A 13563-nucleotide genomic window follows, 5' to 3' on the forward strand; every position below is an offset into this window, starting at 1 on the left:
AAGACTTGAACACGCGCTTGTCTCTGGACGCAAGTATCGCCGCCAATGCGTCAGCGGGTGGCGTCGCCCGCATGGATGTCCCTAAAACCGAGTGGCCTGTCTTGCCCAACTTGTTGACATGATCAAGCGCCTCTTTGAATAGGGTCAGGTTCATTTGTTCTTTGACGCGGCGAGCCCAAAACCACCGCCGCCCGGTGTGCGGATCACAAACATATCGCCCGCCTGCATCTCGGCTTGGCCGATATGGGGCAGCGGCTCGACGCGGCCATCCGCCCGCTCGACCCAGTTGCCGCCGGGCTTGCCGGCGCTGCCACCGGCCATGCCGAAAGCCCCTTGGTTGCGGCCGTTGCTCAGAATTGATGCCGTCATAGGCTCCAGAAAACGCAGGCACCGCTCGCCGCCATTGCCGCCCTGCCATTGCCCTTGACCACCGGTTTCAGGAGCGATCTCGTAGGACTCAAGCCGCACCGGGAAGCGGAACTCCAAGACCTCGGGGTCGGTCATGCGCGAGTTGGTCATATGGGTTTGCACGACGCTGGTGCCATCAAATCCAGGCCCGGCACCGGAGCCGCCGGAGATGGTTTCGTAATACTGATGGCTGGCATTGCCAAAAGTGAAATTGTTCATCGTGCATTGACTGGCGGCCATCACGCCCAAAGCACCGTAGAGCGCATTGGTGACGCAGCTCGACGTCTCCACATTGCCGGCCACCACGGCCGCGGGATAGCGCGGATTGAGCATGCAGCCCTCGGGCGCGATCACCTGCAGCGGCTTCAGGCAACCCGCATTGAGCGGGATCGCGTCGTCGACCAGGGTGCGAAACACATACAGAACAGCCGCCATCGTGATGGAGCGCGGTGCGTTGAAGTTATTGCTTAGCTGAGCGCTGCTGCCGCTGAAATCGATCACGGCGCTGCGCTCGGCCGCGTTGACGCGCACAGCCACCTGGATCTGTGCGCCGTTGTCCAGCGGCAAGGTGAAGGCGCCGTCTTTCAAGCGCGTGATGACGCGGCGCACCGACTCCTCGGCGTTGTCTTGCACATGCTGCATATAGGCGGCGACGGTTGCGCCGCCATACTGCGCCACCATCGCCCGCAACTCTTGTGCGCCCTTTTCATTCGCCGCGATCTGGGCGCGCAGATCGGCCAGGTTCTGGGTCGGGTTGCGCGAGGGGTAAGGGCCGCTGTTCAGCAGTGCCAACATTTCCGCTTCGCGCAGCTGGCCGCCCTGGACCAGCAAAAAGTTGTCGATCAACACGCCCTCTTGCTCGATCGAACTGGAGAAGGGCGGCATCGAGCCCGGCGTGATGCCGCCGATATCGGCATGGTGGCCGCGGGACGCGACAAAGAAGCTGGGCTTGCTGGCGATCAAATCATCCAAAAATACGGGGGTCACGACCGTGATGTCCGGTAAGTGAGTCCCGCCGTGATAGGGGTCGTTGAGCACATAGACATCGCCCGGTGCCATCTGTGGGTTGCGTGCGATCACCGTGTGAATCGACTCGCTCATCGAGCCCAGATGCACGGGGATATGCGGCGCATTGGCGATCAAATCACCGGCGGCGCTGAACAGCGCGCAAGAGAAGTCCAACCGCTCCTTGATATTGACCGAGTGCGCCGTGTTCTGCAGGCGCAGGCCCATCTGCTCGGCGATGTTCATAAAGAGATTGTTGAAGATCTCCAACATCACCGGATCGGCCTGCGTGCCGATGGCGAAGGCCTGCGCACGCGGCAGCACACGGCAAATTTCAAGCCGGCCATCGGCCATCAGGCGCGCCTGCCAGCCGGGGTCGATGACGGTGGTGGCATTGCGTTCGGCCAGAATGGCCGGGCCATCCAGCTGCGCGCCGGCTTGCAAACGCTCGCGCACAAACAGCGGCGCGGCGCGCCAGCCGGCTGACTTGTCATCAGCGGGGCAATACATGCTCAACTCGGCAGCGGGCTGAGGCCGGTGCGGCTCGGGTTCGACCGGGCTCTCGGCCTGCACCAGCGCCTCACCGGCCGCAATGCACTCGACGGTGACGGCTTCGATGACAAGCTCGCGGCCCGGCATCAAATAAGCAAAACGCTGGCGGTAGGCGGCCTCAAATGCCGCGCGCAGCTCGCTCGTGCTGCTGCCTTCAAGCAAGTCGCAACTCAGCGCGGTGTCGGTGCCTTGATAGCGCAGATGCAAGCGCATGGCGCTGCGCAGCGAAGCCAGGGCCGCGCCCTGCGCCAGCAGTTCGGCCCGGCCTGCCTCGGCCAATACACCTGCCTGTGCCCTCGCTGCAGCGAGGCCGGCCGCATCAAGGCTCAGCTCGACCGAGGCTTCGCGCATCGCCATGCGATCGGCCAGGCCCATACCGTAGGCGCTCAAGACGCCGGCGAAGGGATGAACGAGTACGCGGCTCATGCCCAGCGCATCGGCGACCAGGCAAGCGGCCTGACCGCCGGCGCCGCCAAAGCATTGCAAGGTGTACTCCGTAACATCAAGCCCGCGCGCCACCGAGATGCGCTTGACCGCATTGGCCATGCTGCCCACCGCGATCTGCAAGGCGCCGCTGGCGACCTCTTCGGGCGCGACAGCTCGGCCAAAGGCGCGCGACATGTCGGCCGCCATGGCTGCAAAGCGCTGCGCAGCGGCACTACGGTCCAGTGGCTGATCCGCCTGCGGTCCGAACAACTTGGGAAAAAAGTCCGGCTGTATGCGACCCAACATGACGTTGGCATCGGTCGTCGCCAAGGGGCCGCCACGTCGATAACTGGCCGGCCCAGGATTGGCGCCGGCCGACTCAGGCCCAACGCGCAAGCGCGCACCGTCAAAGCTGATCACGCTGCCGCCGCCTGCTGCCACCGTGTGAATGCTCAGCATCGGCGCACGCATGCGCACACCGGCGACTTCGGTGTCCAAGGTCTGCTCGAACTCGCCATTGAAATGGCTGACGTCGGTTGACGTGCCGCCCATATCAAAGCCGATCAGCTTGCTGTGGCCGGCGGCCAAGCCGGTGCGCACCATGCCCACGATGCCGCCGGCCGGGCCCGACAGAATGGCGTCCTTGCCTTGAAAGTGATGCGCCTCGGTCAGGCCGCCCGAGCTTTGCATAAAGAGCAGGCTGACGCCCGGCATCTGCGCGGCGACCTGCTCGACATAACGCCTCAAAATAGGTGACAGATACGCATCAACAACGGTGGTATCGCCGCGCGGCACCAGCTTCATCAAAGGGCTGACCCGGTGCGAGACCGAAATCTGAGTGAAGCCGATCTGCTGCGCCAAGGCTTTGGCCCGCAATTCATGAGCGGGGTAGCGATAGGCATGCATGAAGACGATGGCACAGGCGCGCAGGCCATCGTCAAACGCACGCTGCAGTTCCAGGCGCAGCGCGCCTTCGTCCAGCGGCTGCACGATGTCGCCCTGGGCGCCGTAGCGCTCCTGCGCCTCGATCACACGGCTGTAGAGCAGCTCCGGCAGCACGATTTGCCGCGCAAACAGCTGCGGCCGCGCCTGCGTGGCGATGCGCAGCGCATCACGAAAACCGCGTGTAGTGACCAAGAGCGTTGGGTCGCCCTTGCGCTCCAGCAAGGCGTTGGTGGCGACCGTCGTGCCCATCTTGACGCAGTCCACCAGGTCCGGCGTGATGGCCACGCCCGGCTTGAGCCCCAGCAAACGGCGAATGCCCTCGACCGCCGCGTCCTTGTACTGCTCTGGGTTCTCGGACAGCAGCTTCAGCGTATGCAGCACCCCACCCGGTGCGCGGCCCACCAAGTCGGTAAACGTGCCGCCCCGGTCGATCCAAAACTGCCAACGATCGGAGCTGCTGGGCGCGACTTGAGGCTTCATCATCTACAAACTCAAACTGGGGTCAGGTTCATTTAATTCGAAAGCTGCGCGCGGTGCGCCGCCTTGGTCGGTCAAACTCGGTCAAACTCGGTCAAACGGCGGCGAGGCGCCACAGCGAGGTCAGCTCGGCCGAGCGAGCTTTGAAGAGCGGGTCCTGCTTGTCGCTGGCGCGTGCATGTTGAGGCTTGACGTCGCTGCGGTCGACGACGCGCAAGCCGGCTGCTGCTACCCAGCCCAACATCTCCTCGCGCGTGCGCAGCCCCAAATGCTCGGCCAGGTCGGACATGATCAACCAGCCCTCGCCTCCCGGCAGCAGTCGGCTCGCCAGCCCATTCAGAAAGCCCCGCAACATGCGGCTGTCGGGGTCGTACACGGCATGCTCAAGTGGCGAGTTAGGCCGCCAAGGCAGCCAAGGTGGGTTGCAGACGATCAAATGGGCTTGGCGCTGATCTTGCGGATACAAATCGACCTGCTGCAACTCGACACGTGTGGCCACGCCCAGCGCTTCGAGATTGTCGCGCGCGCAAGCCAGGGCGCGCGGGTCTTGGTCGGTCGCCACGACATGGTTGACGCCGCGTTTGGCCAGGATCGCCGCCAGCACGCCGGTGCCGGTGCCGATGTCAAAGGCGACGCCGGCCTTGCCGCTGCTCTTCAAGCTGGCCGGCAGCGCTGCGTGTGCGACCAGGTCCAGGTACTCGCCGCGCAGTGGGGAGAAGACGCCGTAATGCGGCGTGATGGCGGCCCTCAACGCGCCCACATGCACGCCCTTCTTGCGCCACTCATGCGCGCCGATCAGGCCTTGCAGCTCACGCAAGGAAGCGACGTAATGCTCGGCCACCTCGCCACGCGCCTGCGCGCCGGCCTCACGCACATCGGGCGCGCGGCGCAGCGGTACGCCATGGTCGGCATCAAAAGGCAGCAAAAGCATATTGAGCACCCGCGAGCGCAAGGCCTGGGCTTTGCGTTGGGCGACGAACACCTCATGCGCCGAGGCGGCAGGCTGGCCGGGCTTGGCCAATTTGGCGGCCTTGGCTGCAGCGCGTTCGGCCTTGGACTCAACCCGGCGCTCCATCGCTTGCATCAGCAAGCGTGCGTTCTGAAAGTCACCGCACCACAGCAGGCCTATGCCTTCGCAAGCCCATTTGTAAGCGGTGTCAGCGTCGACGGTGTCGTCCACCACATAGACTCGCTTGGGAGCTGGCAGTCCTGCCATGGAGCGCCAGCAAGCACTGAGGGCCTGACCCTCGTTACCTATCCAGCTGATTTGGTTTGCGTCGTCTTGTGTATGCATGCCGTATTCTCGGTCGGATTGGTCGCAGCAGGATCTGCTCTGTCAGCGACGCCTTCATCAACATGCCCAAACCAAGCCACAAAGACGAGCGCGATCAAATCACGCTGGCGCCTATATTGATCAGCAGCGCCAACACCAGGGTGTTGAACAAATAGGCCAGGATGCAGTGCAAGGTGCCGAGTCGGCGCATGGACTTGGACACAAAAGCGACGTCGGCGGTTTGCCCTGAGGTGCCGATAACGGCGGCGAAGTAGAAGAAATCGAAGTAGTCGGGTGGCTCATCGCCCGGAAACTGCAGGCCCGGCGGCTGGGCGCTTGCTTCGCCACGCGCCAAATTGCCGTAATAGCCATGCGCATAGTGCAGCGTGAACATGACTTGAACGAAAGCCCAGGACGACAGCACCGTCAGCCCCGCCAAAGCGATGTGCGCCGCTTTCAAAAAGCCATGCAACTCCTTCACCAAAGCCAGGTCGCCGGCAATGGCCGCCAAGCTGGCCACGGTGGACACCACCACGAAAGTGAGGATCACCGCCTGGCCTTCGTCCTGCTGCTGCGCACGCCGGCGCATGCTGTGCGGGGTGGAGCGCGCCATCATCACGGCCGCCAAAAATACATACAAGAGCGCGCCGCAGTTCCAGGCCAGCAGCCAGCGGGTGATCGCGTGATTTGCGCCGACGGCGGGCGCCAACAGGCCCACCGCCAGCGCTACACAGATGGCGATCAGCAACCTCACCTTCGAGCGGATGATGCGCAGCACAGCTGTTTGTGTCGAAGCCATCAGGTACTTCTTTCTATGCGCCGGCGCTTAGCAAGCGTCGCCGTCATTGTGCGATCGGGCACTTATCGAGTGCCGGTCAGCCCGCGTTGCAAATGCTTGCTCAGCCCGCGTCTGTACAGCCACGAACGAAACGCTGGGCGAGGAAAAAAACAAAGCCCACCTCCTCTCGGAGACGGGCTTTGTATGAACAAAAACCAGCGAACTAGGTTTTAGAAGGGAATATCGTCGTCCATATCATCGAAGCCCGTGGCCGATCGTGGTGCCGGTGCCGCAGCGCGAGGTGCAGGCGCTGGCGCACGCGGAGCCGGTGCGCGGGCCGCAGGGGCACGAGCGGGCTCGCCATATTCATCGCCACCGCCGTAGCCACCGCCGCCGCCAGCACCACCACGGGCTTGTCCGCCGCCGTAGCCACCGCCGCCGCCTTCGTCGCCGCCACTGTCACGGCCGCCGAGCAATTGCATTTCGTTTGCAATGATCTCGGTCGTGTAAACGTCCTTGCCTTCTTTGTCGGTCCACTTGCGGGTGCGCAGGCGCCCCTCTACGTAGAGCGGCTTGCCCTTCTTGCAGTACTGGCCAACGATTTCGGCCAACTTGTCATTGAAGACCACCCGATGCCATTCGGTCTCTTCCTGCTTCTCGCCCGACTCGCGGTTCTTCCAGCTGCGCGTGGTGGCCAGGCTGATCGTGCAGAAGGCTACGCCGCTGGGGTTGTAGCGCAACTCGGGGTCTTTGCCCAGGTTGCCGATGATGATGACTTTATTGACCGAGGCCATGATGGGCTTTCTTTCTTGCTAGCACTTGCGGATGTCCAGAGCGAGGATTATGCCGCTGCCGCCAAGTCTCGACCAAGGCTTATCCCCAGGCGCCTCCACGCCAGCGGATAAGCCGCCAACACCGGCGCGCCGCAAACCAAACCCCGGTTCTTGCATCTGATCGCCGGCCCGGGCGCAAAGCCGGGTCGCCTGCCTAAGATGGCGCCATGGACACACTCATCAACAAGCCAAAAGCCAGCGCCGGCAGCGAACGGCGCCGCTTTTGGCTGGCCTATGCAGGCATCTGCCTGGTGAGCTGGCTGCTCTTTGTCTTGGCAGGCACCGATTACAAAAAAGGCGCCTGGGAGGTTTGGTCGGCCGTTTACGAGGCCAGCCTGACTTTATGGGCGCCGATGCTGCTGGGCGTGGCGGTGCTCCCCTGGGTGCGGCATCTGCACCGTGCGCAGCGCGGTCTACTGGCCTTGCTGGGCCTGCATGCGCTGGCCGCGCTGCTTTTCAGCGCGCTCTGGCTGGCAGCTGATTTTGTTCTTGCCAGCCTGCTGTTCGGCCCTGAGCATGCCCATGCCATGCTGATGCAAGCGGCGCTGTGGCGCGGCATCAGCGGCGTGTTCGTCTATGTGCCGCTGGCCACCGGCTTCACGGCGGTGTTGAGCTCGGCCCAGGCGCGGGCCAGCGCGCTGGCGGCAGCGCAGGCCGAGAGCGCCTTGGCGCGAGCCGAGTTGGCGGCCATCAGCGGCAAGCTCAACCCACATTTTTTGTTCAACACCTTGAACTCGCTGATCGCACTGACACGCAAGGACGCCAAGGCCGCAGAGAGTGCGCTGATGCATTTCTCGGACATGTTGCGTTATGTGCTGGACAGCAAGCGCGACGCGGCAGATCGCGTCAGCCTACGCGAGGAGCTGGATTTTGTGCGCGACTACCTGGCGCTGGAGAGCTTGCGTTTGGGCGCCCGCCTGCGCCAAACCTGGGACATCGACCCCGCCACCCTGGACGACGACATCCCGCCCCTGACGCTGCAGCCCCTGGTGGAGAACTGCATCGTGCATGGCATCGCGCCCAAGGTCGGCGGCGGCACCATCAGCATCAGTGCGCGCCGCGACGCGCTGACCCATGGCCTGGCACTCACGGTACAAGACGACGGCGCCGGCTGCGAGCTCGCTTTGCTGCATCCGAGCCCCGCCGAAAACCCGCGCCAGGGCATTGGCCTGGGCGCACTGCGCCGCCGCTTCGCCCTAGATTACGAGGGCCGCGCCCGGCTGCAAACACACACCGCTCCCGGCGCGGGCTTTCGCGTCGATATCTGGATACCCCCAATATGAGTACACGTATCACCACTTTGATTGCAGAAGACGAGCCGCTCGCCAGCGAGGCGCTGGCCGAATGGGTGGCGCAGCTGCCGCATTTGGAGCTGGTCAGCAGCTGTGCCGATGGCCTCAGCGCTTTGGCCGAGATCCGCCGCCTGCAGCCCGCACTGATCTTCATGGACATCAATATGCCCGGCATGACGGGTTTGCAGGTCCTGCGCACGCTGGCCGAGAACCAGGACGGCAACCAGGCCCGCGTGATCTTCACCACCGCCTATGACGAACACGCCTTGGCCGCTTTCGAGCTGCACGCGGCCGACTATTTGCTCAAGCCCTTCACGCAAGAGCGCTTCAATGAGGCGGTTGAACATGCGCTGCGTTCCGTCGTTAGCAGCGATTCAAACAGCAGCACGGTGGAGGCCGCAGCGGCCGCAGCCGCCGAAGATAACAGTCCCCTCACTCGCATTCTGGTGCGCGACCAAGGCAAGATCTTTCCGCTGCAAGTGGACGCGATCGAGTACCTGCGCTCCGACATCAAATACACGGCCGTGGCCAGCGCCGGCAAGCAATATCTGGTGCGCCTGCCCATCACTTCTTTCGAGCAGCGCCTGGACCCTCAGCGCTTCTTGAAACTTCAGCGCAGCTGCATCGTCAATCTCGATTTTGTCGTCTCAATGACGCCAGACGAGAACTCGCAATTGATCGTGCAGATGCAAGACGGCTCCCGCTTCACCGCCAACCGGGATGTCTCCAAAAAACTTCGGGAGCAATCGATATGAGCAAACTTCAAATGACCATCGCCTGTATGGCCCTTGTAGCCATGACGGCAGGCAGCGCTTGCGCGCAAACGAGCTCCAAGCCTGCCCTCAGGCAAGGCCTAGAGGGCCGGGTCTATGCGCCGGGGCCGTTCGAGCGCATCGAGCTGGCCGGCTCGGCCAATGTGCGCTTGCTGCAGGGCGAGACAGACGAGGTCTTTATCGCCGGCGATGCTCAAGAGCAAGAAGGCGTGTCGGTCACACTGAACCAAGGGAAGCTGGATTTCCGCAGCAACACGGGCTGGAAGATGTGGCCCGGCAAGCGCCTGCAGATCGAGGTGACGATGCGGCAATTGCAAGAGTTGGTGCTGTCCGGGGCCAGCGACCTGCACGCGCCCGCCAGGTTCTCGGCCGGCCCTTTGAACATCAAGCTTTCCGGTGCAGGCTCGGCCCGCTTTGATGATTTGCACGCCGAGCGGCTGGACTTCAGCATCTCCGGCGCCGGCGAAGGTTTCTTGCGCGGCCAGGTCAATCTGCTGGATTTGAAGATTTCGGGCAAAGGCAGGCTGGCCGCCGAAGACCTGCGCGCGCACGCCGCCAACGTCAAGATCAGCGGTGTCGGCAACGCCGACCTGTGGGTCAGCGAAAAGCTGAATCTGGATGTTTCCGGCGTCGGGCAAATTGCCTACTGGGGCCAGCCCAATGTCACGCGCACCACCTCGGGCATTGCCAAGGTGTTGTCGCGCGGAGACCGGCGTGCGCCACCCGTGCCGCCCGCTCCACCTGCTGCGCCGGCGACTCCTTCCGTGCCCGCGCTGCCGGCCTTGCCTCAGCGCTCGCCGTCCCAGTAATCCAGCGTGTTGTCGCGCCGCTGTATGAAGGCGGGGCCTTTGGAGAAGACCGCGATCTTGCCGGAGTCAGGGTACTCGCAGACCTCGGGGCGGTCTTGGGTGCTGATGGACAAATACTTCAGCTCGGCATCCGAGGTATTGATGATGTGATGCGGGAACTCGGGCCCACAAGGAATGCAGATCACGTCGCCGGCCTTGATGGGCAGCATTTCCCCGGCCACCCGCAAGGTGCCCGAGCCCTCCAGCACGATGAACATTTCTTCTTGGCTGTGGTGGAAGTGATAGGGGCAGCTCTGCTTGCCGGGCGGCACGGTATCGACGCCGCAGCCGAGCTTGCGCGCGACGGTGCCCTCGGTCACCCCGCCGACCATGCTGTCATAGACCGGCTCGCGTAAAAAGCGCTCGCGCGGGATCTCCAAGAAGTTGCGAATCAGTTTTTGGCGCAGCTCGGCGGATTTGCCCGCGCTGCTTGCGGGTGACTCTTCAATCGGCGTGCTCATTCGGTTTCTCCTCGACAATGGGGCGACTCATGAGCCAGCTTACGCAAAAATCCCCTCCCCTGAACATCTTGCAAGAGGTGTTTGGCTACCCAGTTTTCCGCGGGGCCCAAGAACAGATCGTCAATCACGTCTGCGCCAGCGGTGACGCGCTGGTCCTGATGCCCACCGGCGGCGGCAAAAGCCTGTGCTACCAGATCCCGGCCATCGCCCGCCACCGCGCCGGCCGGGGCGTCAGCATCGTCGTCAGCCCTTTGATCGCCTTGATGCATGACCAGGTCGGCGCGCTGGAAGAAGCCGGCGTGCACGCCGCCTTCCTGAACTCGAGCTTGTCGGGCGAGCAGGCGGCCCATGTCGAACGCGAGATGATGAGTGGGCGCCTGGTGATGCTGTACGCCGCGCCCGAACGCATCACCAACCCGCGTTTTTTGGCCCAAATGGACTCGCTCTATGAGCGCGGATTGCTGAGCTTGTTCGCCATCGACGAAGCGCATTGCGTCAGCCAATGGGGCCATGACTTCCGCAGCGAATACCTGGCACTCAGCCTGCTGCACGAACGCTACCCCGAGGTTCCGCGCATTGCCTTGACGGCGACCGCCGATGACCTGACCCGCGCCGACATCATCGAGCGACTGCGCCTGGAAGAAGCGCAGATCTTCATCTCCTCGTTTGACCGCCCGAACATCCGCTACGCCATCGTCGAAAAAGACAAGCCACGCGAACAATTGCTGCGCTTCATCCGCGATGAGCATGAAGATGATGCGGGCATCGTCTATTGCCAGAGCCGCAAAAAGGTTGAAGAAACCGCTGCCTGGCTGGAGAGCGAGGGCCTGAAGGCGCTGCCCTATCACGCCGGCCTAGACGTGGCGGTGCGCCAGCGCCACCAGGACCGCTTCTTGCGCGAAGACAGCGTCGTGATGGTGGCGACGATCGCTTTCGGCATGGGTATTGACAAACCCGATGTGCGCTTTGTTGCCCATCTGGATCTGCCCAAGAACATCGAGAGCTATTACCAGGAGACCGGCCGCGCGGGCCGCGACGGCGCGCCGGCCGAGGCCTGGATGGCCTACGGCCTGGCCGATGTGGTGAATCAGCGCCGCATGATCGACGAAAGCCCGGCCGGCGAAGAATTCAAAAAAGGCCAGCGCGGCAAGCTCGATGCGCTGCTGGCACTGGCCGAGGCGACCGACTGCCGGCGCGTGCGGCTGCTGAGTTACTTCGGCGAAGCCAGTCAACCTTGCGGAAACTGCGATAACTGTTTGCATCCGCCCGCCACCTGGGACGGCACCGACGCTTCACGCAAACTACTCAGCTGCATCTACCGTTTTCATCAGAACGGCGGCCAGCGTTTCGGGGCCGGCCATTTGATCGACGTGTTGCGCGGCAAGGTGACGGACAAGGTCACGCAATACGGCCATCAGACCCTCAGCACCTGGGCGGTCGGCGCCGACCTGCCCGAGCAGCAATGGCGCGCCGTGCTGCGTCAGCTGATCTCGCTGGGCCATGTGGTGGCCGAGGGCGAATACATGACGCTGGCCCTGGCCGACAGCGCCCGCGCGGTCTTGAAGGGCGAGGTGCAACTGCTTCTGCGCGTGCCGACGGTGGCGCCGAAAAAAGGCCGATTGGCTCGCGGCAGCGGCAAGCCAGCAACGTCAAACCGTAGCGCAGCGCCGATCGAGTTGGATGAGGACGCTCAACTCCGCTTCGATCAACTCAAGGCCTGGCGTGCCGAAGTCGCCAAGGAGCACAGCTTGCCCGCCTATGTGATCTTCCAGAACGTGACGCTGGCCGAAATGGCCAAGCAGCATCCACAAACCCTGGATGAGTTGGCACAAATCAGCGGCGTCGGCGCGAAGAAGCTGGAAGCCTATGGCGAGCAGATTCTGCGCGTGCTGGAGTAGGCCTAGGCCATAAAGCCGAGATCCCGCTTGCCTGCGTCGAAGTTCTTCAGGTTCGGAAAGATGTCGGCCAGATTGCCGTCGCTGACGCCCATCCAGCGACCCAGCGTCGCGCCGAGCTGTTCGACCGAAGTCTCCGGCAGCAGCGCACCATTGCCGAGTTGATTCGGGCTGCTCTCGAAGTCATTGTTCTTGGCGTTCTTAGCGCCGACGACTGGGAACTTGCCGTAGAACTCGCGCCCCTTGACCGCGCCGCCCATGACGAAATGGTGGCTGCCCCAGCCATGGTCGGTGCCGTCGCCATTGCTGGTGAAGGTGCGGCCGAAGTCGCTGGCGGTGAAGGTGGTGACGTTGTTGCGCAAGCCCATCGCGCCCAGCGTGTTGTCAAAGTAGCTGAGCGCGTGTGAGAGCTTGGCCATCAAGTCGGCTTGGGCGCGATTCTGTCCATCATGCGTATCAAAGCCGCCCAGGCTGACGAAGAAAACTTGCCGGCCCGCACCCAAGGCACTGCGCGCGCCCATGGTGCGCGCCACCACCTGCAGCTGCTGGGCTAATGAGTTAGTTGACTTGGTGCCGGTCAGGGGATTGTCATATTGCAAGAGCGGATCGGCAGCGCCATTGGCCAGACCGGCCGTGCCATAGGGGGCACTATTGGCGGGCGGCAAGGCGCTGCCTATCAAGGCCTCGGCCACCAGCGAGCGATTGACCACGGTCGCATGATCACGTGCTATCAGGTCGTTGCTGCGGCCGCCGCGCATCACGGTGCGCATGCGCTCCAGCGCTGCGGTGGAGCCAAACAGACTGGTGTCGCTGCCGCCAATGCGGATGGCACCTCGTGTGCTGATCTGGTACTGCAGCGCTTGCTTGCCGCTCAAGAACACCGCATTGCCGCCGGCCGAGACGGCACTGAAGAGGGGCTGGCTATTGCCCGCCATCAAGAGGTCGGCAAAGCGACCGCCCCAACCCACCGTCGCGCCTTCGGGCGTCAGTGACTGCCAAGTGGATTGCTGGTCATTGTGCGAATACAAGCCGGCTGGCCGCGCGAAAGTGACGATCTTCAAATCTGCTTTGCTGGTGGGGCGCACCAGCGGGCCGATATTGGGCAGCACCGCCAACCGCCCTGCGGCAAACAAATCACGCACACCGCTCATGCTGGGATGCAGGGCAAAAGTGCGGCCTTGCGATGTGATGGGGTTGATCGCCAGCACGCCGCCGAGCCGTTCGGGCGAACCTGCGCCGGCACCCATTTGCGCCGGGGTGCCCGGCGCCAACAGCGCGATCGACTCGGGCGCTTGATTGCGCACCTGGCTGTAGGCGGCCCAGGATTCGGCATCGGTCGGCAAGACCATATTGAAGGCGTCATTGCCGCCGAATAGAAAGACGCAAACCAGCGCCTTGTAGTCACCGGCGGTCTGCGCGCTGGCATTGCCAAAGGCAGCCAAATTCATCGCCATGGGCGCAGCGGCGCCCAGGCCGGCTAAACGAGCCGCTTGGGCCAGGAAGGCGCGGCGGGAGGCGGGGGAATTGAAGTTGGTTTTCATAAGTGCCTTAGTCAGTTGGGGTCAGAGCATGGCGCTGCGCGCCAAGGTCTTACCCG

The 13563-nt window shown here is 63.4% G+C and carries 10 protein-coding genes; 4 read left to right on the top strand and 6 right to left on the bottom strand.

Going from position 1 to position 13563, the window contains the following annotated elements:
- Positions 1-150: 150 nt before the first annotated feature.
- From LNV08_RS17390 to LNV08_RS17405, 4 genes are all read right to left on the bottom strand, one after another.
- On the bottom strand, positions 151-3819 hold the full coding sequence (locus LNV08_RS17390; RefSeq protein ID WP_263534997.1) for a hydantoinase B/oxoprolinase family protein: 3669 nt from the start codon (positions 3817-3819) through the stop codon (positions 151-153).
- A gap of 88 nt (positions 3820-3907) precedes the next feature.
- Positions 3908-5107: a class I SAM-dependent methyltransferase gene (locus LNV08_RS17395; protein ID WP_263534998.1), complete on the bottom strand. Its 1200-nt coding sequence runs from the start codon at positions 5105-5107 to the stop codon at positions 3908-3910.
- 94 nt (positions 5108-5201) lie between these two features.
- Entirely contained in the window at positions 5202-5885 is a 684-nt protein-coding gene (locus LNV08_RS17400; RefSeq protein WP_263534999.1) for a DUF1345 domain-containing protein, read from the bottom strand.
- A 209-nt stretch (positions 5886-6094) separates the two neighbouring features.
- Entirely contained in the window at positions 6095-6658 is a 564-nt protein-coding gene (locus tag LNV08_RS17405; RefSeq protein ID WP_263535000.1) for a single-stranded DNA-binding protein, read from the bottom strand.
- Between the two features lie 206 nt (positions 6659-6864).
- Between LNV08_RS17405 and LNV08_RS17410 the strand changes: the two genes are divergently transcribed.
- From LNV08_RS17410 to LNV08_RS17420, 3 genes are read left to right on the top strand one after another with little or no spacing between them, the layout of a single operon-like run.
- Positions 6865-7980 carry a sensor histidine kinase gene (locus LNV08_RS17410; protein WP_263535001.1) on the top strand — a complete coding sequence of 372 codons (1116 nt, stop codon included), beginning with the start codon at positions 6865-6867 and terminating at the stop codon, positions 7978-7980.
- Positions 7977-8744: a LytR/AlgR family response regulator transcription factor gene (locus tag LNV08_RS17415; RefSeq protein ID WP_263535002.1), complete on the top strand. Its 768-nt coding sequence runs from the start codon at positions 7977-7979 to the stop codon at positions 8742-8744. The genes LNV08_RS17410 and LNV08_RS17415 overlap by 4 nt, the downstream gene beginning before the upstream one ends.
- Complete coding sequence (locus LNV08_RS17420) at positions 8741-9571, top strand: head GIN domain-containing protein (protein WP_263535003.1); 831 nt, start codon at positions 8741-8743, stop codon at positions 9569-9571. The genes LNV08_RS17415 and LNV08_RS17420 overlap by 4 nt, the downstream gene beginning before the upstream one ends.
- Here LNV08_RS17420 and LNV08_RS17425 read toward each other — a convergent pair.
- On the bottom strand, positions 9550-10071 hold the full coding sequence (locus LNV08_RS17425; protein WP_263535004.1) for a cupin domain-containing protein: 522 nt from the start codon (positions 10069-10071) through the stop codon (positions 9550-9552). The genes LNV08_RS17420 and LNV08_RS17425 overlap by 22 nt on opposite strands.
- A gap of 29 nt (positions 10072-10100) precedes the next feature.
- On the opposite strand from LNV08_RS17425, the gene recQ reads away from it, so the two are divergent.
- Entirely contained in the window at positions 10101-11969 is a 1869-nt protein-coding gene (gene recQ, locus LNV08_RS17430) for a DNA helicase RecQ (RefSeq protein ID WP_263535005.1), read from the top strand.
- A 2-nt stretch (positions 11970-11971) separates the two neighbouring features.
- Here the strand turns inward: recQ and LNV08_RS17435 are convergent, their stop codons facing one another.
- Positions 11972-13507 carry a DUF1501 domain-containing protein gene (locus LNV08_RS17435; RefSeq protein WP_263535006.1) on the bottom strand — a complete coding sequence of 512 codons (1536 nt, stop codon included), beginning with the start codon at positions 13505-13507 and terminating at the stop codon, positions 11972-11974.
- Positions 13508-13563: the final 56 nt, after the last annotated feature.

Origin of the sequence: Paucibacter sp. TC2R-5 (genome assembly GCF_025717605.1) — a bacterium.
Lineage (GTDB): Bacteria > Pseudomonadota > Gammaproteobacteria > Burkholderiales > Burkholderiaceae_C > Paucibacter_A > Paucibacter_A albus.